General features: G+C 49.6%; 22 protein-coding genes, 1 tRNA gene and 1 pseudogene. 12 read left to right on the top strand and 12 right to left on the bottom strand.

Annotation, left to right across the window (positions count from 1 at the left end):
• Positions 1-24 precede the first annotated feature (24 nt).
• The 3 genes from L370_RS10695 to L370_RS22755 all read left to right on the top strand — a co-directional run bounded on the left by L370_RS10695 (position 25) and on the right by L370_RS22755 (position 2,099).
• Positions 25-228 carry a helix-turn-helix transcriptional regulator gene (locus L370_RS10695; RefSeq protein ID WP_023334626.1) on the top strand — a complete coding sequence of 68 codons (204 nt, stop codon included), beginning with the start codon at positions 25-27 and terminating at the stop codon, positions 226-228.
• Positions 229-575: 347 nt separating this feature from the next.
• A complete protein-coding gene (locus L370_RS10700; RefSeq protein WP_023334625.1) occupies positions 576-1,595 on the top strand; it encodes a YagK/YfjJ domain-containing protein in 1,020 nt (339 codons plus the stop codon).
• A 108-nt stretch (positions 1,596-1,703) separates the two neighbouring features.
• Entirely contained in the window at positions 1,704-2,099 is a 396-nt protein-coding gene (locus L370_RS22755; protein WP_309599207.1) for a putative zinc ribbon protein, read from the top strand.
• 88 nt (positions 2,100-2,187) lie between these two features.
• Here the strand turns inward: L370_RS22755 and L370_RS23210 are convergent.
• The 4 genes and pseudogenes from L370_RS23210 to L370_RS10705 form a co-directional block, all read right to left on the bottom strand.
• A pseudogene (locus tag L370_RS23210) lies at positions 2,188-2,337 on the bottom strand (arsenical resistance protein ArsH); the annotation flags it as partial.
• A 52-nt stretch (positions 2,338-2,389) separates the two neighbouring features.
• A complete protein-coding gene (locus tag L370_RS0121930; protein WP_181013001.1) occupies positions 2,390-2,794 on the bottom strand; it encodes an H-NS family histone-like protein in 405 nt (134 codons plus the stop codon).
• Positions 2,795-3,355: 561 nt separating this feature from the next.
• Complete coding sequence (locus L370_RS0121925; protein WP_010434226.1) at positions 3,356-3,583, bottom strand: hypothetical protein; 228 nt, start codon at positions 3,581-3,583, stop codon at positions 3,356-3,358.
• Positions 3,584-3,851: 268 nt separating this feature from the next.
• A complete protein-coding gene (locus tag L370_RS10705; RefSeq protein WP_000203924.1) occupies positions 3,852-4,070 on the bottom strand; it encodes a cold shock domain-containing protein in 219 nt (72 codons plus the stop codon).
• Between the two features lie 278 nt (positions 4,071-4,348).
• Between L370_RS10705 and cspF the strand changes: the two genes are divergently transcribed.
• The 3 genes from cspF (at position 4,349) to L370_RS10710 (ending at position 13,545) form a co-directional block, all read left to right on the top strand.
• Positions 4,349-4,561: a cold shock-like protein CspF gene (cspF, locus tag L370_RS22750; protein ID WP_001446195.1), complete on the top strand. Its 213-nt coding sequence runs from the start codon at positions 4,349-4,351 to the stop codon at positions 4,559-4,561.
• 75 nt (positions 4,562-4,636) lie between these two features.
• A complete protein-coding gene (locus tag L370_RS23620; RefSeq protein WP_305955329.1) occupies positions 4,637-4,807 on the top strand; it encodes a YnfU family zinc-binding protein in 171 nt (56 codons plus the stop codon).
• Between the two features lie 155 nt (positions 4,808-4,962).
• On the top strand, positions 4,963-13,545 hold the full coding sequence (locus tag L370_RS10710) for a GH36-type glycosyl hydrolase domain-containing protein (protein ID WP_023334624.1): 8,583 nt from the start codon (positions 4,963-4,965) through the stop codon (positions 13,543-13,545).
• 19 nt (positions 13,546-13,564) lie between these two features.
• Here L370_RS10710 and L370_RS10715 read toward each other — a convergent pair whose 3' ends face one another.
• The gene (locus L370_RS10715) at positions 13,565-13,798 is read right to left on the bottom strand and encodes a hypothetical protein (RefSeq protein WP_004132711.1); all 234 of its coding nucleotides are present in this window, start codon (positions 13,796-13,798) and stop codon (positions 13,565-13,567) included.
• A gap of 93 nt (positions 13,799-13,891) precedes the next feature.
• Here L370_RS10715 and L370_RS23815 point away from each other — a divergent pair, with 93 nt between their 5' ends.
• The 3 genes from L370_RS23815 (at position 13,892) to lpxP (ending at position 15,591) form a co-directional block, all read left to right on the top strand.
• A complete protein-coding gene (locus tag L370_RS23815; protein WP_350309020.1) occupies positions 13,892-14,128 on the top strand; it encodes a YnfU family zinc-binding protein in 237 nt (78 codons plus the stop codon).
• Between the two features lie 79 nt (positions 14,129-14,207).
• Positions 14,208-14,480, top strand: a complete 273-nt coding sequence (locus tag L370_RS23560; RefSeq protein ID WP_016239704.1) for a hypothetical protein — start codon at positions 14,208-14,210, stop codon at positions 14,478-14,480.
• A gap of 202 nt (positions 14,481-14,682) precedes the next feature.
• Positions 14,683-15,591, top strand: coding sequence for a kdo(2)-lipid IV(A) palmitoleoyltransferase (lpxP, locus tag L370_RS10720; protein ID WP_023329314.1), 909 nt, complete (start codon positions 14,683-14,685; stop codon positions 15,589-15,591).
• Between the two features lie 397 nt (positions 15,592-15,988).
• Here lpxP and L370_RS23555 read toward each other — a convergent pair whose 3' ends face one another.
• Positions 15,989-16,207 (bottom strand): hypothetical protein, encoded by a 219-nt coding sequence (locus tag L370_RS23555; RefSeq protein WP_032666698.1) that lies wholly within the window; start codon positions 16,205-16,207, stop codon positions 15,989-15,991.
• Between the two features lie 263 nt (positions 16,208-16,470).
• Here L370_RS23555 and L370_RS23700 point away from each other — a divergent pair, with 263 nt between their 5' ends.
• Positions 16,471-16,770: a hypothetical protein gene (locus tag L370_RS23700; protein WP_255344012.1), complete on the top strand. Its 300-nt coding sequence runs from the start codon at positions 16,471-16,473 to the stop codon at positions 16,768-16,770.
• 41 nt (positions 16,771-16,811) lie between these two features.
• Positions 16,812-17,207: a 3'-5' exonuclease gene (locus tag L370_RS23695; RefSeq protein ID WP_230861973.1), complete on the top strand. Its 396-nt coding sequence runs from the start codon at positions 16,812-16,814 to the stop codon at positions 17,205-17,207.
• A 95-nt stretch (positions 17,208-17,302) separates the two neighbouring features.
• Here the strand turns inward: L370_RS23695 and L370_RS10725 are convergent, their stop codons facing one another.
• From L370_RS10725 to proB, 4 genes are all read right to left on the bottom strand, one after another.
• On the bottom strand, positions 17,303-18,526 hold the full coding sequence (locus tag L370_RS10725) for a tyrosine-type recombinase/integrase (protein WP_023326746.1): 1,224 nt from the start codon (positions 18,524-18,526) through the stop codon (positions 17,303-17,305).
• A 163-nt stretch (positions 18,527-18,689) separates the two neighbouring features.
• Positions 18,690-18,765: transfer RNA gene (locus L370_RS10730), tRNA-Thr, on the bottom strand.
• A gap of 111 nt (positions 18,766-18,876) precedes the next feature.
• A complete protein-coding gene (proA, locus tag L370_RS10735) occupies positions 18,877-20,130 on the bottom strand; it encodes a glutamate-5-semialdehyde dehydrogenase (RefSeq protein WP_023334622.1) in 1,254 nt (417 codons plus the stop codon).
• Between the two features lie 11 nt (positions 20,131-20,141).
• A complete protein-coding gene (gene proB / locus L370_RS10740; protein ID WP_023334621.1) occupies positions 20,142-21,245 on the bottom strand; it encodes a glutamate 5-kinase in 1,104 nt (367 codons plus the stop codon).
• Positions 21,246-21,550: 305 nt separating this feature from the next.
• On the opposite strand from proB, the gene phoE reads away from it, so the two are divergent.
• Positions 21,551-22,603: a phosphoporin PhoE gene (phoE, locus tag L370_RS10745; protein ID WP_023334620.1), complete on the top strand. Its 1,053-nt coding sequence runs from the start codon at positions 21,551-21,553 to the stop codon at positions 22,601-22,603.
• A 133-nt stretch (positions 22,604-22,736) separates the two neighbouring features.
• Here the strand turns inward: phoE and crl are convergent, their stop codons facing one another.
• Positions 22,737-23,138, bottom strand: a complete 402-nt coding sequence (gene crl / locus L370_RS10750) for a sigma factor-binding protein Crl (protein ID WP_023334619.1) — start codon at positions 23,136-23,138, stop codon at positions 22,737-22,739.
• Positions 23,139-23,195: 57 nt separating this feature from the next.
• Complete coding sequence (frsA, locus tag L370_RS10755; RefSeq protein ID WP_023334618.1) at positions 23,196-24,440, bottom strand: esterase FrsA; 1,245 nt, start codon at positions 24,438-24,440, stop codon at positions 23,196-23,198.
• Positions 24,441-24,463: the final 23 nt, after the last annotated feature.

Below are 24,463 nucleotides of genomic sequence, written 5' to 3'. Positions count from 1 at the left end.
CTGTTACATTTACGGAGACATGTCATGAACACGATTGATATTTACGAAGATAGATTTGTCAGTATGCAGTTTATTACCGAAATGACCGGTTTGTCTGATAAGTGGTTTTATAAAATGGCTCAGCAAGGTAAATTTCCAAAACCTGTAAAGTTTGGCCGCAGTTCCCGCTGGATTGAACGTGAAGTAAAAGAATGGTTTGAAGCCCGCATTAATGAATCGAGAGCATAAAGACAATTAAAGATAGTGATAAAAAGATCACTAACTTCACACCATGATTTTATACTTCCGTGTCTTGTCGCACATGGGTTTCATGTGATTTATAAAGACGGTTTATTTATTATTGTATTTAATGCATTATCAAATGCTCTTTAATACACTCCCACCTATCAATAACACTTCATATAAACATGCGATATCACACCCAGTGTAGCGTCACACAGGTACATTGCGTTATTGCACAAGCATAACCTCTGATATCACTATTCATACTGAATATCATACAAAGACATTCATTCAATAAACACCCTTACATATTGCCAGTCAGCTATTGTTGACTGGCTTTAGAGAAATACATTATGAACTTACCAGAATCAATACTGTTATCTCACGCTGAATATCACACTGAGAATAACAATCCTTATCTCATCATATCCGATGACAATGAATTCAGGTTCAGATTAGAACAACTGGACAGTTGCCTTAAAACTCTCAGCAGAGGACGTAAGTTACCCTTCACTATTCTGTATAACCGTTCAGGATACAAAGAGAGTGCAGAATCAGCCATCATTCTTGATGCCATCCGTTATCTCAATATGTTGCCCCTGGATGCGATGAAAGTACGAATGGCTAATCCACGTATAGCTACATTCCAGCGTTTATTTACTAGCGCCGATTTATATTCTCGTGTCCATAACGGGAAAATAATAGGGGCAGATACCGTAACTACTGCAGAGATGCTGAACAAGTTGATGCAGGATTACCGATTCGCAGTGAGTCAGGCAGGGTTTAAAAAGGCATGCAGAAAGTACCAGAGGGTTTCAGTTAAAAACCTGAAGGGAGTGATGAATTACATCAGACATCTGCAGGAGCGTCATTCCCGACTGCTGATCTTGCGGGTTGATTTATCATGGGCGAATGAGCATAAAGCGGACATCACTGCTGATGACGCCCGTAAGCATCGCCAGCAGTTATTTCGTAATATGCAAAAGAATCCAATATTTCGCCATGTCCTCGGGACGATATGGAAACTGGAATATGGCCCACAACGTAAGTTTCATTACCACATGCTGTTTATCTTAAATGGCAATAAGGCACAACAGGATGGCGTGATTGCTCATGCTTTCGGGAAATACTGGAATGAAACCATTACTAAAGGTAAAGGCATGTTCTACAACTGCAACGCTTACAAAGAGCGTTATGAGGACTGCTGCCTCGGCAAACTGCAACGCGGTGACAGTAGTAAGGACAAGGGGTTACTTAAGGCACTAAGTTACATCACCAAAATTGATGCCTGCGCACGTCTGGTTCTTCCGGGTAATGCCAGAACCTTTGGTCGCGGAGAAGTACGTTCATTGAAAAAAAGGAAGAGAACATAAATAGGCCGGTAAACCTAACCCGTGGTAACAGTCGGTAATGCTTCCTTCCCCCCTTCAATCCACAAAGCCAGCTAACCATGCTGGCTTTTTTCATTTGTTACGGAGTTCATGATGAATTACTTCGTCTTAGCCACTCACGCCGTCACCGTAGAGGGCGAATGGGTTACACCAGAATCGGTTCAACAGGTTGATTTTGATTCATTGCATTGTATTTACTGCAAACTGCAGATAGGTGTTCAGTTTGATCCCCTGACATCTACAAGAACGTTTGTGCACCTGCCGGGGAGTATCAACAATGTTGCTCGGCTTAAAACATGTCGATTTAACAAGCACCAAATAGCACCAGAACAGACCTTGCCAAAAACCATTCCACCTCTAGAAAAGCGCCTTCGACCTACTAACACGACGATACGGCAATGGCGATGCAACTGGTGCCACATTTGTTGGCAAGGAGAGAAGATATGTCCTCAATGTACTGACTGGATTTATACAACTGATGCGTAAGAGGCTGTATCGACTGCTTTGTGCCAATAACGGACGTTGTTAAGCTCATGCAGTATGGATTCACGAAGAACATACATTATATATTGTCCTAATTAACTCGGGATGAAAGCTCCTGATGGCTCTCTTTTTGCTCGCTGTAACGATCTGCAAGATAACCGGTTTGTCCCTTAAGCAGCACTGTGATTTTAAACAGCTTCTCGGTTACATCAACGGAACTAAATGTTTCTCGACTATTCTCTAAGGCAACTTGCGGCCTATACAAAAAAGAGCCGGGTTATACCCGGCTCTTTTTAGCTGATTTCAAAATCTTTTAATTCCCCACCTTCAGCAATCAGATTTGAGATCCGCTTCGGCATTCGCCCCTGACCTGACCATGTTTTTGACTCTCCAGTTTCGTCAGTATATCGATACTTCGCGGGGCGGGGGGAGCGCGTCCTTTTAGCCTTACCCGAAGAGCCAATAGCAGCTAAAAGTTCGGAGGGGTCGATACCCTCATCAAGCATCATCTGACGAAGTCTTTCCAGTTTATCGCGGCGCTGACTTTCATTTGCAAGACGTAATGTCTCTTCTTCTCGTCGTTCTATAAGAATAATTTTAAACTTTTCCAGAACATCTTCCAGTACATCTAATGACATTTCACGAGTCTGAGAACGTAAGGTACGGATATTGTTTAACTGTGTTAGAGCATCTGACATAAAGAGACCTTTTAAAGTTTTTTCGTTGTTCAGCAAATACCAATGTCGACGGTTGCTCATCAACACGATTTTTCTTACTGAGCATTTTAATGCGATTGGGACATATTGTTATTAACGAGGTTTAGACTACTTATATAAATCTCTTATCGCAAGAAAAATTAAGAAGAATGTGCAAGAACTAAATTACAACTCATACGAAATGTCCATGCATTTTTGAAGGTACTTAAAACTATGATGCCAGGAGTCATCCGGAGAGCCTTTTTATATCCTCATAACTTATTGCTTCAGTCACACCTGATGAGATTTAAAATGAGGAGAGACAGCGCCGCCGCTTAGCAAGGTTTTTCACAAATGGCAAGATGGCACGCAGGGGAGAGACACCTGCATTTTGTCAGAAGGTAGCGAATTACTCTCTCTTTATAGAGGTGTTTCTAAAAAGTGTAATGTAAAAAAAAGCCTGCTGTTAGCAGGCCATAAATGTTTTCAACTCATTTTTTGTTCGATTCTGATAAATAGGGTAAGCATGCAATTAAACGTGGAGCAGAGAGCATGACAAAAATGCTATAAATATTTCCTGGCCGCATCAAGTATCTCCTGTGACGTTAACTCCCTGTCAGTAGCCACGTAAACAATACCATGATCGCCAGTTAAGGAAGGAAAACCTGCAGACATAATCCGAAGATGTGTTTCTTCACCGTTTGGATATTCCTGCCTGATAGAGGATATACCTTCCAGAACGGTCATGACTTTACAGGATTCAGCATTAAAGAAAACAAGGACTTTAATCATATTCTATTACCATGTTCTCTCGTGGATATTAACTGGCAGATGCCATTAAGGTCAAAGCCATTACGCACTTCTTATTTAACATGTGGTTAGTTTGTGCTTTTAGACTTTTTATGCAGTAGTACTGCACTTCATCACATCGGTTAGCATACTCATAATTTTGAAAAATATGCTGATCAGATATTATGAATAAACGACTTTCATCTGATTTAAGTTATGGATCTGTCTACTCAGGAATAATCCTTCATCGTTATCGCAGACCCACAATGATTTATTTATCGCAAAGTGTTACGTTTGCAGCAGCAGGACCCTTGTCTCCGCGGTGAATGGCGAATTCAACTTTCTGACCTTCAAATAAGGTTTTAAAGTTGTCGCCATCAAGTGCAGATAAATGGACAAAGATATCTTTGCTGCCATCAAGAGGAGAGATGAAGCCAAAACCTTTGTCTTCGTTAAACCATTTAACCAGGCCCATAATTCTAGAGGTCATACTGACTCCGTTATACATGATTGTATTGATAGTAAACGTATAAGATTAAACATATGGACTCAAAAGAGGGGATATCAACGATAGCGCCTGGTAATGAGAACTGCCCGGAAAATTTCTAACTTTCATTAGTACATCGAACTGATGGGATTCATTAAGGCACAGGGAATCGATATAAGCAAATTATCTTTTAGCCGTCCAGAGGTCCTGTAGGGAAAATAAAAGTGGCTGAATGCCATTTTCAATGTATAGTCTTTACGTGTTTTCAATAAGGAATTGACTTGTCCCATAAAATGACAGGAATTGTCAAAAGCTTTGATATTCTTAGTGGTAAAGGCCTCATCATCCCATCTGATGGACGAAAAGACGTTCTGCTTCACATTTCAGCCGTTAACTCTCGCGAATCAGAATTACTCATCCCTGGAAGCCGCATAGAGTTTTGCCGGATAAACGGTCTCAGGGGGCCTGTGGCTGCGAACATTTATCTTTCCTGATTTTCAGTGTGTCAAAATAGATAGATTAAAACTTAACCACATGTGGTACGGTGAAGCTCATTCATTGAAAGGTTAATGGTTATGTCTGTTATCAATTACGCAATGAAATTCTTCAGCAGTGCGTCTACTGCCACTGCTGCCTGTCCTGTTTGTGGCTTAAAATCAGTACAACCGTTGTCAAAAATCCGGCTCAACCAGACCATGCTTTGCCCCGGATGTAAGGCTCTGTTTATCTCCCGACGCTAGCTCGACCAAAACCGCAGAACAGAGCTCATGTCCTATACTTATGTTAGATTCCGGCAGCTGTTAAATCCCTGATGCCTGACGCCCATCCTGAGAGAACGTTTCTGAACTGATTTCTCAACTGCTCCTGCGCGCTAACGTCGCATCAGAGCAATGCTATGAAAATGATCCCCAGAGCGTGGTTTAACCGCTCCCGTATTCTGATGAATGCTGCCGAAAACATAACGTTTTCGGCGAACGATCCTGCCGGTGAAAGCTCGCCGCGGTCAGAACTCTTTTCGACCGTCCAGATGGAACGCTACGGCCAGAAGCTGGCGCGGACTCATAAAGTATCACCGGATAGGCATCCTTATTATCTTCTGAAACGGCTTGGCGACAATGAGGCCGTCATTACCCAAAACTGCTATGAGCTTAACGCGGGTAAAAAGACCAGTATCATGCCCGCCGGTGAATGGCTGCTGGACAATTATTATCTGATTGAGGAACAAATCCGCACTGTCCGCCAGCATCTGCCGAAAAGCTTTGGCAAAGGTCTTCCGTCGCTTGTATCGCCGTTGAATTGCCCACGAATTTATCATATTGCATCAGAGGCCATTGCTCACGGCGATGGCCGCTGGGATGCCGCCAGCCTGACCAGCTATCTCACTGCCTATCAACAGGTGACGCCGCTGACGCTGGGTGAAGTCTGGGCGTTACCGGGAATGCTGCGCCTTGCGCTGATTGAAAATCTTCGTCGTATCAGTATGGAAGTGATAAAAGCGCAGCAGGACAGAAACCTTGCTGATACGTGGATAACAAGGATTGTCGAATGCGCAGAGAGTGCGCCTGGTGATTTAATCATGGTGGTTGCCGATATGGCGCGCTCCCGACCTCCGTTAACCAGTGCGTTTGTCGCAGAGCTGGTGCGGCGCCTGCAGGGGCATGGCAACGCGCTGTCGTTACCTCTGACCTGGGTTGATCAGTGCCTTCGGGAACAGGGGATCACCACTGACGTTCTCATACATAGTTTCAATCAGCAGCTTGCCGCCAGCCAGCTGTCCGTCAGTAACAGCATCGCGGGCCTGCGTTTATTGAGTGAAACGGACTGGGCTGATTTCGCCGAAACGATAAGCGTTGTCGAACAGGCATTACGCAATGATCCTGCCGGCATCTATCCCCGGATGCACTTCAATACCCGGGATCATTACCGGCACGTAGTTGAGGTTCTGGCCAGGGACAGCGGTCTCAGCGAGCCTGAGGTTGCTGAGAAGGTGCTGGCGCTTTCAGAGGAAAAAGCGCCCGATACACCGGAACATCATGTTGGTTATTATCTTGCGGGCGAAGGTCGACAGGCGCTGGATATTCATCTCCTGGCAGACGCCTCAAGGCTCATACGCTTGCGGCACAGTTTCAACAGAATAACCCTGCTGTCATGGCTTGGAAGCCTGGCGTTGCTGACAACCGCAGCGACCGCAGCAATATTGCACGAAACCGCCATGCAGGGCGCAGACTGGCTATTGATCGCGGTGATATTACCTCTGATTATCGCATTAACTCAGTTAATGAGCGATTTGCTCAGTGATGCAACCACCCGTTTTCGCGTTCCTCGACCCTTGCCGGGGATGGATTTTTCAGCCGGTATTCCCGCTGAAAGTGCCACCATGTTAGTCATTCCCTGCATGTTGACCAGCCACGAAAGTTTCAGCCAGCTCCTCACCAGTCTTGAAGTCTGCTGGTTGGGGAATGAAAACGAAAATCTCAGGTTCGCGCTGCTCACTGATTTTGCTGATTCTGAAAATGAACCCTCGCCGGAAAGTCACGCGCTGCTCAGACAGGCTATCGCCGATACGCAGGCGCTTAATCGCCGCTACCCCTCCGGCCGACCACGTTTTTATCTGTTACATCGCCAGCCTGAATGGAACCCCTCGGAAGGAGCGTGGATGGGCTATGAACGCAAGCGGGGAAAACTGGCGTTACTGAACAGCTGGTTGCGCCATCCCGGAACGCAATTCGTCAGCGTTGCAGAGATGCCTGCCCACCTTTTACCGGGTCACATAAAATACGTCATTACCCTGGACAGCGATACGGTGCTCCCGCGCGATACGGCACACAAACTCGTCGCGACGATGGCGCATCCGCTGAATACGCCTGAGTATGATCCGGTACGCCAGAGGGTTGTCAAAGGATTCGGTATTTTACAGCCCGGTCTTGCGGAGGAGATACCACGCAACGGTCAGGGGCGTTACGCAGCCCTGCGCAGCAGCGTACCGGGCAATAACCCTTATTCGATGATGTCTTCGGATATTTATCAGGATCTCTTTGGGGAAGGCTCGTTTGTGGGCAAAGGGATTTACGATGTTGATATTTTTATGCAGGCCACTACCAACATCTGCCCGGAAAATCTGGTACTCAGCCACGATCTGCTTGAAGGATGCTATGCACGTTCGGGTCTGCTGAGCGAGGTGTTACTGTACGAACAGTACCCTAATAATTATCTGTCGGATGTTGCACGACGTTCACGCTGGATCCGGGGTGACTGGCAACTGCTTAACTGGCTAAAACCACGCGTCAGAAAAGCCGATGGAACCCGGGTCAGGAATCCGCTGACCGCGCTTTCTTACTGGAAATTACTCGATAATCTACGTCGCAGTCTGGTCGCCCCCTCTTTACTGATATTGCTGTTCTTCACTCTGCTTTGGGTACCCAATCCGGTTTACTGGCTGGGCATACTGTTGCTGATATGGCTGTTGCCAGCCATCCTCTGCATCAGCCATGACCTTCTGCATAAACCTCTGCGTCGCCGCGTGAAGCCGCATCTGTTACTGGTGGGGGCGGGCGCGCTGAAGCGTTTGTCAGGTATCAGCCTTAATTTTGCGATACTGCCGCACGAAGCCGGATATTCGTTGAAAGCGATCGCCGTGACGCTATGGCGACTGGGGATAAGCAGGCGTCACCTCAGCCAGTGGGTCAGCCACAGCCAGGACAGCAGTCAGGCCAGACCCACTGTTGCACGTTTTTATCAGGCGATGTGGCTGAACGTTGCCGGTGGCGTGGCGCTGACAATACTGACCGGACAATTTGCCCCACAGCTGCTGGGGATTGCGTTACCGATCGGTTTGGTATGGTGTGTGGCACCGCTGCTGATGAGCTGGCTGAGTCGCCAGCCCGTGCGTAAGGTTTTTTCGCCTAATCAGGAACAAAAACAGCTGTTACGCCAGACAAGCCGTGAAATCTGGGCTTTTTTTGAAACATTTGCCACAGCAAAAGAGAACTGGCTTCCGCCTGATAATTATCAGGAAATACCACAACCGACGGTGGCACACCGAACTTCTCCTACCAATATTGGTCTTTCACTTATGGCTAACCTGACGGCATGGGACTTTGGCTACCTGCCTGGCGGAGAGGTGCTCCGGCGCGTGTCGCTCACGCTCGACACGATGGATAAAATGGAGCACTACCGGGGCCATCTCTACAACTGGTATGACACCCGTACGCTGGTCCCCCTAAGTCCACGCTATATCTCCAGCGTCGACAGCGGCAATATGGCCGGGCATTTATTGACCCTGCGTGCAGGCCTGTCCGCCATGCGTCATCAGCCTGTTTTAAGCAACCAACAGATACTGGCAGGACTGAACGATACGCTGGATATTCTGGAAAAACAGTGGGGTAAGAACCCACCTGACAGCCTGAGACTGCTGCGCAAGCACTGCCTGAACGCGGTGTCGCTCTCTCCGCAGGCGCTTTTCAGCGAACTGAAAAGCATGCGCACCCAGTGCAACCATCTGACCAGCGCATGTCATCAGGGATCTCCTCTTCAGATGCGCTGGGCTGGAAATCTGGAGCATCAACTGGTTCAGCTTTGCCATGAGTGGTCTCTGTTGCTTGGCTGGTTGCCTGCATCCTGGAATGAACAGAAGTTGCCGACGCTGAGCGAGCTTGCCCGTCCGACATTAACCGGTACAGGAACGCCTCCGGCGTCAGTGGCGGAGCAGGCCCGAATGCGACTCAATATTATCACCGAGCTGGAACAGCGGCTGGATGAGCATGCCCGGATGGATTTCGCCTTTCTGTACAGTGAAGCAACCAGTCTGCTCAGCGTCGGTTATAACTGTGACACCAATATGCCTGACAAGAGCCACTACGATCTCCTGCCGTCTGAAATCCGCCTGACCAGTTTTCTTGCCATTGCGACTAATCAGCTGCCTCTTAAAAGCTGGTACGCGCTGGGTCGATTGTTTACCACGATTGATAATGAAACTGCCCTGATGTCATGGAGCGGATCCATGTTTGAATATCTGATGCCGAATCTGGTGATGCCCACCTGGCCCGGCAGCCTGCTCGATGAAATGAGTCAGTCGGCGGTTATGCGCCAGATTCACTGGGGGAAAGAACGCGGGGTACCATGGGGTGTTTCAGAGTCTGGCTATCATGCTTTTGATGTTCAGCATAATTATCAGTATCAGGCATTTGGCGTACCGGGGCTCGGTCTGCGCAGGGGACTTGCCGATGACATGGTTGTTGCTCCTTACGCCACGCTGCTGGCGCTGATGGTTTCCCCACAGAGAGCCTGTGAGAACCTGTTCAGGCTGCAAAAAAATGGTGCACGCGGAGAATACGGTTTTTATGAAGCGCTGGACTATACCCCCTCACGTCTTGCAACCGGTCAGCTCTATGCGGTGGTACAGTCCTGGATGGCGCATCACCAGGGTATGGCATTTCAGGCGCTGGCTCATGTGCTGCTTGACGCCCCCATGACTGAACGCTTTATGTCCAGCACGGTATTCCGGTCAGCGAGTCTGCTGTTACAGGAGCGCGTGCCGGATGCGGTCGATCTGTACAGCCCGCGCCGTCATTTTGAATCTCATGAGGGCATGGTCAAACCCGTTCGCTATGAACCCCGTATTTTCTATAGCGTGGATACCCCCTCCCCGGATATTCAACTCCTGTCCAACGGCCATTATCATCTGATGTTGACCGCGGGCGGCGGTGGTTACAGCCGCTGGAATGATATTGCACTAACGCGCTGGCGCAGTGATACCACCCGTGATAACTGGGGAGCATTCTGCTACATCCGCGATACCCAGACGGGAGATGTGTGGAGCAATACCTTGCAACCAACAGGCTACACCAGCGGACAAGACGAGGAAGTGTTGTTCACCGATGCGGGGGCAGAATTCAGACGCAGCTTAGGGGGACTCAGCGTCAAAACTCAGGTGGTGATCTCTCCGGAGGATGATGTTGAATTGCGACGGCTCACACTGATTCATCGTGGTCGCAAGCCTCGCTCTCTGGAGCTGACAACCTATGCTGAAGTGGTACTGGCACCTGATGCCAGCGATCTGGCACACCCGGCATTCAGCAATTTGTTTATTCAGACTGAGCTGGCTCCTGAGCGTGACGCTATTCTTTGCCACCGGCGCCCGCGCTCACCGGATGAACCGGGCCCTTGCCTGTTTCACATGATGGTGGTGCACGGCGATAACCGACATAACGTGTCGTTTGAAACGGACAGGGCAAAGTTTATTGGACGTGGCAGAAACCCTGCGAATGCACAGGCAATAGAGACGGGAGGGATGCTAGGCAACACGTCGGGCTCGGTGCTGGATCCGATACTGGCAATTCGCAACGCCATCATTCTGCAGCCGGGGCAGCCGGTTACGATTGATATCATTTATGGCATCAGCGAGACCCGTCAGCAGAGCCTGGCGTTGCTGGAGAAATATCGCGATTACCCTATCGCCGATCGCGTCTTTGAACTGGCCTGGTCTCACAGTCTGGTGGTATTGCGCCAGATGAACGCCAGTGAAGATGATGCCACGTTGTTCAATAGTCTCGCCAGCGCTGTGCTTTACCCTGTCCAGGAGCTGCGCGCCGAAGGCCAGGCGATCGGCCGCAACCGGCGTGGCCAGTCCGGACTGTGGGGCTGGGCAATTTCAGGGGATCTGCCGATAGTGCTGCTGAGTATAACCAGCGAGGAAAGTATCACCTCAGTGACCACACTGATTCAGGCACACCGTTACTGGAGACAGAAAGGGCTGGATGTTGATTTGGTTATCCTGAATAACAGCCCCGGCGGCTACCAGCAGGGATTACAAAATCAGATTATGGAGTTAATTTATGCCGGGTCTGAAGCCAGTCTGCTGGATAAAAAGGGCGGGCTTTTTGTCCGGAACGGTGAGCATCTCTCCGCTGAGGATAAGTTGCTTTTGATGAGCGTGGCCTGTCTTTATCTTGATGACCGCGCAGGGGGTATTAATGAGCAGCTTAACCAGCGTATTCATACCCTGAAATCGCCGGCAAGGGCATTCATTCCGCGTGCTGTGCGCGACCGTAATCAACATACGGACTGGAGCCCTGATACCAGTCAGTTATGCCATTTCAATGGGTACGGTGGATTTTCTCAGGATGGGCGGGAGTATCAGATCGTCCTTCGGGAAAATGCGCTTACACCGGCTCCCTGGTCGAACATACTGGCAAATTCTCGTTTTGGCTGTGTGATCTCAGAGGCAGGGCAGGCCTATACCTGGTATGAGAATGCCCATGAATACCGGTTGACGCCGTGGGAGAACGATCCGGTGAGCGATCGCAGCGGCGAGGCATTTTACCTGCGCGATGAAGAGAGCGGGGAGTGCTGGTCGCCGACGGCTTTACCTGTTCGCGGACACGGTGATTACCTGACCCGCCATGGTTTTGGCTACAGCGTTTTTGCCCATCGTGAGAGTGGTATAGACAGCGAGTTGACGGTCCTGGTTGCTGAAGAAGATCCGGTTAAACTGGTGCTCCTGACGCTCAGCAACTCTTCGGGACGGACACGTCAACTTTCCGTCACAGGCTATGTAGAGTGGACGCTCGGAGAAACACGAACGCGCTCAGCCCCTCACATTGTGACACATGTGGCCAGAACGCCCGGCGGCTGCGGGGTGCTTGCGAATAACTTTTATGGTGATAATGGTGGCGGCCGAACTGCATTTTTTGCCGTCAGTGGTAATGACTGTTCTCTGACAGGGGATCGCCGGGAGTTTATTGGCCGTAATGGTTCCCTTCACGCCCCTTCGGCCATGAAACTGCAAAAGCTTTCTGGTAAGACGGGGGCCGGTCTGGATCCCTGCGGAGCGGTGCAATCGGCGGTTACATTAATTGACGGGGACCAGAGGACGTTTATTTTTATCCTCGGCGCAGAGGAGAATGATGTCTGTGCTCAGGAGACGCTGGCCCGCTACATGAACGAGGATACGGTCCGCCAGGAGCTGAACCGGATTCATAATCACTGGCACAATGTTCTCGATAAAATCGTAGTTAACACCCCCGACACGTCCGTAAATTTACTGGTTAATGGTTGGTTGTTGTATCAGACGGTCGCCTGCCGTCTTATGGCCCGGAGTGGCTACTATCAGTCTGGCGGTGCATTTGGTTTTCGCGATCAGCTGCAGGATACGCTGGCTCTGAGCCACGCTGCTCCGGACCGGATGCGTGAACAGATAATACTCTGTGCATCACGGCAGTTTATCGAGGGGGATGTGCAGCACTGGTGGCACCCGCCACACGGCAACGGTGTGCGTACCCGCTGTTCCGATGACTATCTTTGGCTGCCGATTGCTGCTTGCCACTATGTTGAAACGACGGGGGATATGGATGCACTGGAAATACGCATTCCTTATCTGGAGGGACGCTCGCTTCAGCCTGGTGAAGAGTCTGTCTATGACACGCCGGTCATCAGCGGCACCGAAGAGACACTCTGGTTACACTGCGTCAAAGCTATTCACTATGGACTTCGCTTCGGGGAGCATGGCCTGCCGCTGATGGGGGCTGGTGACTGGAATGACGGGATGAACCGGGTGGGTATCGAAGGCAAAGGTGAAAGCGTCTGGCTGGGCTTCTTCCTGTACGACATTTTGCAGCGGTTTGCAGCGCTGGCGGAGCGCAGGCTGGATGAAAGCGTCGCCGCGATGTGCCGTTCACAGGCTCTGCGCCTGCAAAGTAATCTCGAAGCCCACGCCTGGGATGGGGAATGGTACCGGCGCGGGTATTTTGACGATGGTACTCCCCTGGGATCGAAAACCTCACACGACTGCCGGATTGATGCGATTGCGCAGAGCTGGTCTGTATTGTCCGGCGCCGCGAGCCCGGGACGGTGCGCAAAGGCCATGCAGGCGCTGGATAAGCACCTTGTGGATAACGAAGGAGGGCTGATCAAACTGTTAACGCCTCCTTTCGACGGACACGGTCCAAATCCGGGCTACATACAGGGGTACCTGCCCGGCGTGCGGGAAAACGGAGGGCAGTATACGCATGGCGCCATCTGGGCAGTGATGGCCTTTGCCCGAATGGGGAATGCCGAACGAGCCTGGCAACTCTGGTCAATGCTCAGCCCTGTAAATCATACCCTGAATGCGGACTCTGTCGGGATTTATAAAGCTGAGCCTTATGTCATGAGTGCTGATGTCTACAGCGTCGCTCCCCATACCGGACGTGCAGGGTGGAGCTGGTATACCGGTTCCGCAGGCTGGGCCTGGCGTTTACTTACCGAGGAATTACTGGGGATAAAACGTTCCGGCACTGACTTTAGTGTTCATGCCAGGTTACCGGATGAGTGGTCGTCTTTTTCTATGGCATATCAATATGGTGAAAGCCATTATCAGATTAGTGTTTCACGCGGCGATGCAGAATATTGCGTGACGCTGGATGGTGTTCTCCTCCCTGATGACAGAATACCGATGAAGGATGATGGACAAAACCATACGGTTGAGATCATTCAGAACTGACAATGATCCCGGAGGTGCATTAACGTCTGCCGTTAATGCGCTGATTATCCCTGAGAACATCAATCGCAGTCTGCATGGCGATTTTGTCATCCCGCCTTTTTTGTTTGTCCTGCATGACCTGAAGGTATTCCAGCAAGGTGCGGGTATTAATCGGTCGGCCCTGTTTACCCACAGCCAGCACGGCTTCGCCAAGAATAATTTTCACAGGCGGTAGTTGTGCCGGATACCAGTCAAGGGTGTCTTCTGATTTCATCTTAAATTTCTCACGGAAGGGTAGTGTACCATAAATCAGACGTTCAATTTTCAATATCTGATAACCTCATTCAGACACAACTTAACATAACTTATGCCAGTTATTTTTATATTAAAGCGTATAATAATTACTATATTTCTCAGAGAATTATTTATGTCTTATACAAATGGGCTCAGGTATTTTAAAGAAAGACCGGTTCATGTTGCCTGCCCGGTATGCGCATACAGAGCCGATCAGAAAGCAGGTAAACTAAGAAAAGATGCGGTTCTTGAGTGCCCTGCCTGCGGACTGTTGTTCAGACCTTCAGAATGCTGGTGTATCGGCGGCTGAACGGCTTCTGCCACGTAACGTCAGTGATGTCGGAAAATGACAACGTTCCTCCTGTACTGCAGTTGTCGAGGGTATGATAATGAAATCTAAAAAATCTGTTTTTATTGAAGGACATATCCTGTCGAACAGCTGTCACGGGCAGGCTGGCCAACCTTTCTGTATTCACCGGGTCAGGTTTAGTAATGGTAAATATGCGATTATTCGGGTGGCATCCGGGATATGTTTCAAACCAGGCGAAATTATTCAACGAAACGATTGTGAGTGGTTTTATAAACTTACCAAAATTCGGCTTCTTTCTTTTGAGTACCTTGATGATGATGAATCAAGAAGACAATTTCTTGAGTATCAATGATAAAACATGGATTTATAACAGAATAACTTTGCTGGCTTACAATTCATTCCTGACTCTTTAAATTCTTTACCAGTCATTGCAAAGTTATTTTTTTCTGAATTTAGATGACTTTAAATTGTCTAAAACAAAATGTATCGCTAAAGACAAATTGCTTCATTGTTTTCCTTTTGCGTTATAACCTTCATTAGCATTAAGGAAATTTATGGCACAGACTTTTACTCATAATTTACTTCATCCTCGCCACTGGCTTACCTGGTCTGGTTTGGGTCTGCTGTGGCTTCTCGTTCAACTTCCTTACCCGGTTTTACATACTCTGGGCTCTGGCCTTGGAAAAATATCCAGACCCTTTCTGAAACGCCGGGAAGGAATTGCGATTAGAAATATCGAACTGTGCTTTCCCGAGATGACACCGTTTGCCCGGAGCCAGATGGTCAATAAAAACTTTGTTTCTCTCGGGCTGGGACTGATGGAAACAGGAATGGCCTGGTTCTGGAGCGATGCGAGAGTCAAAAAATGGTTTGATGTCGAAGGGCTTGAAAACCTGACCGGCGCGACAAAAGGAGTAATGGTTGTCGGGATTCATTTTATGTCCCTTGAGTTGTGTGGAAGAGTAATGGGGTTATGCCATCCTATGATGGCAACGTATCGCCCACACAATGATCCATTAATGGAATGGGTACAGACAAAAGGGCGTATGCGTTCAAATAAGGCTATGATTAATCGACGTAATTTATCAGGTTTTGTTCATGCGCTAAAAGCAGGTGAAGCCGTTTGGTTTGCACCAGACCAGGATTATGGGTCTAAGGGAAGCGTTTTTGCACCTTTTTTCTCGGTAAAAAAAGCAGCCACGACGAACGGAACGTATGCTCTGTCAAAACTCGCTGGTGCACACTTGATCACACTTAGCATGGTTCGACGTAGCGATAAAAAAGGTTATCACATGTATATCAGCAATCCGTTGGCAGGTTATCCAGGGGAAGATAAGGTCGCCGCAGCGGCTTATATGAACAAGATCATCGAGCGTGAAATTCTCCGTGCTCCTGAGCAATACCTGTGGATGCATCGCAGGTTCAAAACGCGTCCTGAAGGCGAAGTCTCTTTATACAAATGAACAACTCAACTTGTCATGAGCCAGAATCTATCTTTCTTGCCACTGCGTATTTGTAAAAATGCGATAAGGAATTTTCGATCGGATTCATGTTAACGATGGCTTGACTGACAGCCAAGGTTAATCAATTGAACCGGTTCGGATTTGAAGGTCCGTTTTTCGCTCATAGTGGACAGTTTAATCCCTATGAGCTCCCATCAGCCTTCATTGGCTCATATGTGGCTTTCGAGAGCTCCGCCCGTGTCGGCCTGTCATCGATACTTGCGCTGCAAACGCGCCGCGCATATATGGTTTGGGCTTACCTTTTATCAAACGCTTAGACTACTTTTCACCTGCCAAATTTTTTGGATAAAAGCCATCATTGCCAAAGCAACATCGAAAAATGCTTAATTAAAAGTGCTCACGCCTGCATCCCCTTACCCCGTGCCAGGTTAATCCTGTCAACGCATTCCCTAAACGCTTTGACTTGCTCTGGAGAGAGCTCAGATTCATCAATGTTGGCCAGAAGAGCATTGAGGGAGCGCTCAATATCATTTTTTGCTAATCGTAAACAGATAACCTTAACCCAACGTGGCGAGAACCTGCTGAGGCCGATTGCTCTTGTGATTCGTAATTTCATGCCATGCCTCTCAACCACCAGTGTGGAGGTTTTCATACTCGCTTATAACACGCATTGGATAGGCCTTCTGTTATTATTTCACCTGCAAGCTGACAATAGGCATTGCGCCTGGGACCAACCAGCTTTCAGCGAACATCAAATTTGGCTGTCCTGCCTGATGCGCAAGCGCTACGTCATACCAGAGAGTTACTGGCTTAACTTATGGCAATTTTAATGATCTGATACAGGTTGGGATGTCAGTTTTGTGCCAGGAGCGGACGTTAATGAGAACAATCTGTGGGAATCAACGGGGTGTAGGTCAAGTAGCTATATTTGCAAGAAAAGAGCAATCATTGCTATTATTATGCTCAGGATTAACATCAAATTTTAGAGTTTATATTGATACACCATTAGATAAACTGGGCACAGAATGTTCGGATTTATATAAAGACCTTCTAGCGTATAGGTATAAGGCCATAGGTACTGCGCAAGAGTTAATTAATAAAGTATTTGATGGATTGAATATAAATGACAATCATCAGTTTTTATTAAGAAAAAAATTAAAACCCTCAGGGGTAAACTAACAAATGAGGAACTAATTAATAAGTTCCACGAAATCGCTGAAATGCTAAACATTCAGTTTTCTATACCTAATGATAATGCAGTTTTGGACGTTATATCAGACGATATTTACTTAAAGCAGTTTATGCCATTAGATAAAAATGAAGTTCAAGTCATGACCCTTCATAAGTCTAAAGGGCTTGAATTTAAAATAGTATTGCATTTGGATATGGATGAATGGTCTTTTCCATATAGATCAGTTAATGAAGTTGATAGAAATACAGCACTATATCCCAGCCTTCCGCAAGAAACAAACCTTCATTATGTTGGTATTACAAGAGCTGAGAAATGCTGCGTATTAATTAATGCGGAGTTACGCCAAAACTCGACTGGGGCATTTAAGAACTCTGAACCATCTTACTTTTTCAAGTTACCCCAACTAGAGGGTCTTTATCGCTAGGAAATACTGGTGCATATTAAAATATGCACCATATTTATTTTTATCTTCTTTAAATATCATCAATGGCTTCTGCATTAATAAATATAATTAACACATTACATATTGATGGTTTTTAGTTGTGGAAAGGAATTTGTACTATCTCTATCAACAATAAAAGTGTGCAGATAATTCCCATACCACTGCATCATTTCCCTACGCCCCTCCAAATACTGCGCATGGTTGTAAGTCCCACGTATCGCGTTCTTATCCACATGCGCAAGCTGCGTTTCAATCCACGCTGAGTTAAAGCCTTCTTCATGCAGGATGGTACTCATCGTGTGACGAAAACCATGCCCTGTTACCTTCCCCGTATATCCAATCCGCTTGAACACCTGATTTATACTCGCTTCGCTCATCGTTTTGCGGGGATCATTTCGCCCTGGGAATACCAGTGGATATTGCCCAGTCATCACTTTGAGCTGCTGTACGATTTCCAGCGCTTGGGTAGAAAGGGGGACAAGATGGGGCCGTTTCATCTTCATACGCTCGGCAGGTATTTCCCACACCGCTTTTTCAAGATCAAACTCACTCCAGGAAGCACCTCGGAGCTCGCCAGTGCGAACTCCCGTAAGGATCAGAAGACGTGCTGCAAGAACAACTAACGGGCTTCCTGTGTAGCCTGCGAGGGCTTTAAAGAAGTCTGGTAACTCCTCAACAGTCAGGAAGGGATAATGCTTTGATTCATGCCCTGACATCGCGCTGGTTAGATCTGCTGCAGGGTTGTATTCCGCACGGCCAGTAACGATGGCGTAACGAAAAACTTCGCTGCAGCGCTGGCGAACCTTCTTAGCCTTCTCTGTCGCGCCACGGCTTTCCATTCGACGCAGCACATTAAGCAGAACCAGCGGTTTGATTTCATTCACCGGTTGTTGGCCGATATAGGGAAAAATATCTTTATTAAAGGCTTCGATAATGTCTGAGGCATAACCTTCTGACCATCTGCTCACCTTCGTTCCATGCCATTCAAGTGCCACAGCCTGAAACGTATTATTGAGCTGCACATTTCGAACCAGCTTTTCTTCTTTCTTGGCAAACGATGGATCGATACCCTCGGCCAGTTTTTTCTTGGCTTCATCACGTAGCGCCCTCGCTTGTGCGAGAGACACTGCTGGATAAACACCAAAAGCCATACGCTTCTCTTTTCCATTGAAGCGATATTTCATTCGCCAGTATCGAGAACCAGAGGGCACAACCTCAAGATACAAACCAGCACCATCTGCCAGCTTGTAGGCTTTCTCTCTGGGTTTAGCAGCGTCTACCTGTCGTGCATTTAGCTTCATTGGGGGCATCTCCCTGGACCGAACATAGAATGCCCCCACTTATGCCCCCAACTGCAACTTGATTTCGGTTGAGTCCAGTTGATAACAGGAGATAAGATACGAGCCAGAAACCGCAGTATACGGGCTTTTAGTTGATTTCGGTAGACTTGGGAAGAGTTTGAAATGGTGCCGATAATAGGAGTCGAACCTACGACCTTCGCATTACGAATGCGCTGCTCTACCAACTGAGCTATATCGGCCCTGAGAGGCCGGTTACGAGTGTAACCACGGGGCAAAAGGTTAGATCTATCCGGGTGATGCGTCAATGCCCTTTTGAATCAAACGGCTATTTTTGCATCACCCGTGATTATTTACGCACGAATCGTATCGTCACCGAAGCCGATCCACTTGTACGTGGTCAGCGCTTCCAGCCCCATCGGACCGCGCGCGTGCAGTTTCTGCGTGCTGACCGCCACCTCAGCGCCGAGGCCGAACTGGCCGCCGTCGGTGAAGCGCGTTGAGGCATTCACATAGACCGCAGAGGAATCCACTTCGTTCACGAAGCGATCGGCATTGCGCAGGGTGCGCGTCAGGATCGCGTCGGAATGCTGCGTGCCGTGTTCACGGATGTGCGCAATGGCGTCGTCGAGATCGGCAACGATTTTCACGTTCAGATCCAGTGACAGGAACTCGTCGTCGTACTGCTCCGCTTTTACGGGAACAACGTTAGCCGGGCCATCCTTCAGCAGTGCGAGCGCACTGGCGTCAGCATGCAGCGTCACACCGCTCTCGGCCATCTGTTTGCTCAGGGCTGGGAGGAAGGTATTCGCAATATCCTGATGCACTAGCAGCGTTTCTACGGTGTTACAGGTGCTTGGACGCTGGGTTTTCGCGTTAACGATAATCTTCAGCGCCGGTTCAATCTCCGCGCTGTCGTCCACCACGATATGGCACACGCCGATACCGCCGGTGATCACCGGGATCGTCGACTGCTCGCGGCACAGCTTGTGCAGGCCCGCGCCGCCGCGTGGGATCAGCATGTCGATGTATTTGTCCATGCGCAGCATTTCGTTGACCAGCGCGCGGTCTGGGCTCTCGATCGCCTGTACGGCACCCGCGGGTAAGCCACACTCTTCCAGCGCCTGCTGAATGACTTTCACCGTCGCGGCATTGGTGCGCCATGTCTCTTTCCCACCGCGCAGAATAGCGGCGTTACCGGTTTTCAGACATAGGGAGGCGACATCCACCGTCACGTTTGGACGGGCTTCATAAATAACGCCGATAACGCCGAGCGGCACGCGGCGGCGCTCCAGGCGTAAACCGCTGTCGAGCAGCCCGCCGTCGATCACCTGCCCTACCGGGTCGGCCAAATTGCAAACCTGACGCACATCGTCGGCGATGCCTTTCAGGCGTGCCGGATTCAGCGCCAGACGGTCGAGCATCGCTTCGCTCAAACCGTTACGACGCGCTTCCAGTAAATCCTGCTCGTTGGCGAGCAAAATTTCCTGGGACTGCGATTCAAGATAATCAGCGATTTTTTCCAGCACGCGGTTTTTCTCGCGGCTGGAAAGGAGCGCCAGTTTGTAAGAGGCGGCCTTCGCGGCTGCGCCCATTTGTTCCAGCATGTTCTGGCTCCTTAACGAATAATCATGTCATCGCGATGTACGGCAACCGGGCCATATTCATAGCCCAGAATGGCGTCGATCTGCTGTGAGTGGTGACCCGCGATGCGGCGCAGGGCATCGCTGTTATAACGGCTTACGCCGTGGGCGATGTCGCGGCCTTCGAGGTTACGGATACGGATCACTTCACCACGGGAGAAGTTGCCTGTCACGCTTTTAATTCCTTTAGGAAGTAATGAACTTCCTCGTTCCAGAATCGCGGCGGTTGCCCCTTCATCAACGACGAGTTCGCCAGCAGGAGGCGCGCCAAATATCCAGCGCTTGCGGTTTTCCAGCGGCGATTCCTGGGCGTGGAAGCGGGTACCGACGGAGATGCCTTCCATCACGTCACCAATCACGCCAGGGCGGCTGCCGGCCGCAATGATGGTGTCGATACCAGCGCGGCATGCGACGTCAGCGGCCTGCAGCTTGGTCCCCATACCGCCCGTTCCGAGGCCTGAAACGCTGTCACCGGCGATCGCACGCAGCGCATCGTCGATGCCGTGAACGTCGCTAATCAGCTCGGCTTCCGGGTTCGAACGCGGATCGGCGGTGAACAGCCCCTGCTGATCGGTCAGAAGCAGTAATTTATCGGCTCCGGCCAGAATCGCGGCCAGCGCCGAGAGGTTATCGTTATCACCCACTTTGATTTCAGCGGTGGCAACGGCATCGTTCTCGTTAATGACCGGAACAATGTTGTTGTCCAGCAGCGCGCGCAGGGTATCGCGGGCGTTCAGGAAGCGCTCTCTGTCTTCCATATCCGCACGCGTCAGCAGCATCTGCCCGACGTGGATGCCATAGATGGAGAACAACTGTTCCCAGAGTTGAATGAGTCGGCTTTGCCCCACCGCGGCCAGCAGCTGTTTGGAAGCGATCGTCGCGGGGAGTTCGGGGTAACCCAGGTGTTCACGCCCGGCGGCAATCGCCCCGGAGGTCACAATCACAATACGATGCCCTGCGGCATGCAGCTGAGCGCACTGACGTACAAGCTCAACAATGTGGGCGCGATTTAGGCGGCGCGATCCGCCTGTTAAAACACTGGTACCGAGTTTTACCACCAGCGTCTGGCTGTCACTCATGATTCTCTGCCGTTCAACGATAAGGGAAAGTAATGTCGAACGAACGTTTTAACAGGAGTCAGCCCCGTTGCCAACTGCCTTAGCACATCGCGAAACACTTTGTTGCGCGGGATCAGGAAGCGTAGCGGGAGAATTTGACACTTTTATTACCGAAATAATAAATCACAGTTTTTTAAAATTATTCTTAGTTTGTCATAAAAGTTTCACTCCAGAACGATAAAACCCTTCCTGTTTTTTCACGGGACTTAAGCATGAGCTTATCGTCCAGCGAATTTTTTTAGCGCGTTTATAAGACAGGATCGAAAATGAAAAAGAGCACTCTGGCATTAATGGTTATGGGCGTAGTGGCTTCTGCATCCGTTCACGCAGCTGAAGTTTATAATAAAGATGGTAATAAGCTGGACGTGTACGGCAAAGTGAAAGCCATGCACTACCTAAGTGATGATGACACTAAAGATGGCGACCAGACTTACGTTCGTTTCGGTTTTAAAGGCGAAACGCAGATTAACGATCAGCTGACGGGCTATGGCCGTTGGGAATCTGAATTTGCAGGTAACAAAGCTGAAAGCGACTCCTCTCAGAAGACGCGTCTGGCATTTGCGGGCCTGAAGCTGAAAAACGTTGGTTCACTGGATTACGGTCGTAACCTGGGTGCCCTGTATGACGTCGAAGCATGGACCGATATGTTCCCTGAATTCGGCGGCGACTCTTCCGCGCAGACCGATAACTTCATGACCAAGCGTGCTACTGGCCTGGCGACCTACCGCAACACCGACTTCTTCGGCGTGGTTGACGGTCTGGACATGACGCTGCAGTACCAGGGCAAAAATGAAAACCGTGACGCCAAGAAACAGAATGGTGACGGTTTTGGAACCTCTCTGACCTATGACTTCGGCGGCAGCGATTTCGCCGTCAGCGGCGCCTACACCAACTCTGACCGCACCAATGCTCAGAACCTGCTGGCGCGTGGCCAGGGTCAGAAAGCCGAAGCGTGGGCTACCGGTCTGAAATATGACGCGAACGATATTTATCTGGCAGCGATGTATTCAGAAACCCGTAATATGACGCCAATTTCTGGCGGCTTTGCAAATAAAGCGCAGAACTTTGAAGTTGTTGCGCAATATCAGTTCGACTTTGGTCTGCGCCCGTCCCTGGGTTATGTCCAGTCTAAAGGCAAAGATATCGAAGGTATTGGTGACGAAGATCTGGTGAAATATATTGACGTTGGCGCGACCTATTACTTCAACAAAAATATGTCCACCTTTGTTGATTATAAAATCAACCAGATTGACGACAAAAATAAACTGGGCGTGAGCAGCGATGACATCGTTGCCGTGGGCATGACCTACCAGTTCTGATGATGCGAAATAAAAAAAACCGGCTTAATGCCGGTTTTTTATTGCCCGGTGGCGCTACGCTTACCGGGCCTACGAGATCGTTCGTTTTTGTAGGCCGGGTAAGGCGTAGCCGCCACCCGGCGCTGTGACACCATCAGGCAGTCAGCTTCACCGCTTCGCTGGAAAAGTCATCCGCAGGTTCGAACTTGAGATCCAGAGTAGCCAGCAGCGCGCGAGCCTTATCGTGGAACTCTTTTAGCGTATATTCCAGGCGGTCAATCACTTCCTGATCTTTAATAGAGGTAGCCTGCCAGTTGCCGTCTTTATTAAACAGGCCAAACTGGTAGCTATACGTAAAGCGTTTTTCCTCTGCTTCCATTTCCATCCACCAGCCCCAGAATTCACGTTTTTCAGGTGCAGGCTTCACGTTGACGCATACAGCCAGGCAGTCGAAAAAAAAGCGATTTTCTTCACACTGCTCTTCTCGAATATACGGGCCGAGAGCCATAAACTTCTTAATCAGTCTACTTTTCGGGTGTCCACTCGGTAACGTCATTGCGATCTCCTTTTGTGAAGCCACTGTTTTACCAAACCAGCGAAATTTAGCAATCTATTAACACAATCTCTGAGCGATCCAGCGCGTAATCTCTTTCAGCGCTTTGTCGAAATTCTGATAGACCGGGCTGAACGGCACTTCAAGCAATTTGCCATCCGCAGATGACGAAGTGATTAAGCGCGACTCTTCTTCCGGGCTGAACGGATCGTTTTTCCAGAACCCCGACAGCATCGGCGTCGGGCAGCGACGTCCCAGCAACCCTTGCGTTTTTAACGAGTAGCGATTGAGTTCAACGCGCAGCGCCTCGTCTGATGCATCATGCATGCCAAGACGGCTGGCCAGCACATCAAGGTACATTTCAGGTACGCTCCCCTGACGTGCCGGATCGCTGAGCAGGGCGTGAACGACCGGACCAAGGCAGGCGACGGCCTTCAGACGAGAAGATTCCAGGTAAGCCAGACGCACCGCGACGTTCGCGCCAAAACGGAAGCCGAATGCCGCCACGCGGGTGTGGTCAACCCACGGAATGTTCTCCAGCGCTTTTAGCGCATGCTGGTGCAGCAGGCTCGAATCCTGCGTCAGTTTCCATTTGGATGAGAAACCGATTGAGGGCATATCAAGCGTCAGCATCGCGATCCCTTTTGGTGCGAAGTAGCGCTCATACAGGCTGTAATAGTCGATCTGCAGCGAATCCAGCCCACCGCACATCAGTACGGTCGGGAACGGGCCGTCGCCTTCCGGCATATGCAGGAACCCGGTGACGGGTGCGCCGCCTGGAATGCTGAACTCAAGCTCGCGCATTTGGCCCGGCAAACGCTGCGCCGCCTCTTCATAAGCGCGATTCGCCAGCGCCTGAGCCTGCTCCGCCAGTTCATCCCCTTTTAAATGCGGGTACGCGGCAATGGTATAGAGATTGGCAGCATGCAGCCAGTGCTTGCCGCTGCGCGTGGCATCCTTTTCCTGGCTGGCTTTTTGCTGCCAGAGCATCGCCTGTTTAGACCACTCGTAGATCCAGTTTCCGCCACGGTAGCCCACCACCGTATCGTAGAGTTCGCTGTCGGTCCGTTCGGCTTCGCTCATCACGATACGTGCCTGCACATCAAGAATTTCACGGGGGTCGATACCGCGCCAGATCCACATCAGGCGGTTAATCATGCGATACCAGTGGGGCACGTTTTTACCGTCTAACGCGGACTGGACGGCAGGCTGGGTCCCCGGATTAAAGCGACGCACCAGCGTCGACGTTTCAGGGTGTTTGAAACGGGGTTTGAAGAGAGTCTCGGTGAGATTCGCCTGCGTCATTGCGTTGCCTCCATGAATACGTC

Source organism: Enterobacter sp. MGH 24, assembly GCF_000493015.1.
In the GTDB taxonomy this organism is placed as follows: domain Bacteria; phylum Pseudomonadota; class Gammaproteobacteria; order Enterobacterales; family Enterobacteriaceae; genus Enterobacter.
Note: the sequence above shows the minus strand (reverse complement) of the source record. Positions and strands in the feature narration are given on the sequence as shown.

Coding starts and splice junctions, on each gene's coding strand:
- L370_RS10695 (WP_023334626.1), top strand. CDS start 25: ATGAACACGATTGATATTTACGAAGATAGATTTGTCAGTATGCAGTTT.
- L370_RS10700 (WP_023334625.1), top strand. CDS start 576: ATGAACTTACCAGAATCAATACTGTTATCTCACGCTGAATATCACACT.
- L370_RS22755 (WP_309599207.1), top strand. CDS start 1,704: ATGATGAATTACTTCGTCTTAGCCACTCACGCCGTCACCGTAGAGGGC.
- L370_RS0121930 (WP_181013001.1), bottom strand. CDS start 2,794: ATGTCAGATGCTCTAACACAGTTAAACAATATCCGTACCTTACGTTCT.
- L370_RS0121925 (WP_010434226.1), bottom strand. CDS start 3,583: ATGATTAAAGTCCTTGTTTTCTTTAATGCTGAATCCTGTAAAGTCATG.
- L370_RS10705 (WP_000203924.1), bottom strand. CDS start 4,070: ATGACCTCTAGAATTATGGGCCTGGTTAAATGGTTTAACGAAGACAAA.
- L370_RS23620 (WP_305955329.1), top strand. CDS start 4,637: ATGGTTATGTCTGTTATCAATTACGCAATGAAATTCTTCAGCAGTGCG.
- L370_RS10710 (WP_023334624.1), top strand. CDS start 4,963: ATGAAAATGATCCCCAGAGCGTGGTTTAACCGCTCCCGTATTCTGATG.
- L370_RS10715 (WP_004132711.1), bottom strand. CDS start 13,798: ATGAAATCAGAAGACACCCTTGACTGGTATCCGGCACAACTACCGCCT.
- L370_RS23815 (WP_350309020.1), top strand. CDS start 13,892: ATGCCAGTTATTTTTATATTAAAGCGTATAATAATTACTATATTTCTC.
- L370_RS23560 (WP_016239704.1), top strand. CDS start 14,208: ATGAAATCTAAAAAATCTGTTTTTATTGAAGGACATATCCTGTCGAAC.
- lpxP (WP_023329314.1), top strand. CDS start 14,683: ATGGCACAGACTTTTACTCATAATTTACTTCATCCTCGCCACTGGCTT.
- L370_RS23555 (WP_032666698.1), bottom strand. CDS start 16,207: ATGAAATTACGAATCACAAGAGCAATCGGCCTCAGCAGGTTCTCGCCA.
- L370_RS23700 (WP_255344012.1), top strand. CDS start 16,471: ATGAGAACAATCTGTGGGAATCAACGGGGTGTAGGTCAAGTAGCTATA.
- L370_RS23695 (WP_230861973.1), top strand. CDS start 16,812: ATGCTAAACATTCAGTTTTCTATACCTAATGATAATGCAGTTTTGGAC.
- L370_RS10725 (WP_023326746.1), bottom strand. CDS start 18,526: ATGAAGCTAAATGCACGACAGGTAGACGCTGCTAAACCCAGAGAGAAA.
- proA (WP_023334622.1), bottom strand. CDS start 20,130: ATGCTGGAACAAATGGGCGCAGCCGCGAAGGCCGCCTCTTACAAACTG.
- proB (WP_023334621.1), bottom strand. CDS start 21,245: ATGAGTGACAGCCAGACGCTGGTGGTAAAACTCGGTACCAGTGTTTTA.
- phoE (WP_023334620.1), top strand. CDS start 21,551: ATGAAAAAGAGCACTCTGGCATTAATGGTTATGGGCGTAGTGGCTTCT.
- crl (WP_023334619.1), bottom strand. CDS start 23,138: ATGACGTTACCGAGTGGACACCCGAAAAGTAGACTGATTAAGAAGTTT.
- frsA (WP_023334618.1), bottom strand. CDS start 24,440: ATGACGCAGGCGAATCTCACCGAGACTCTCTTCAAACCCCGTTTCAAA.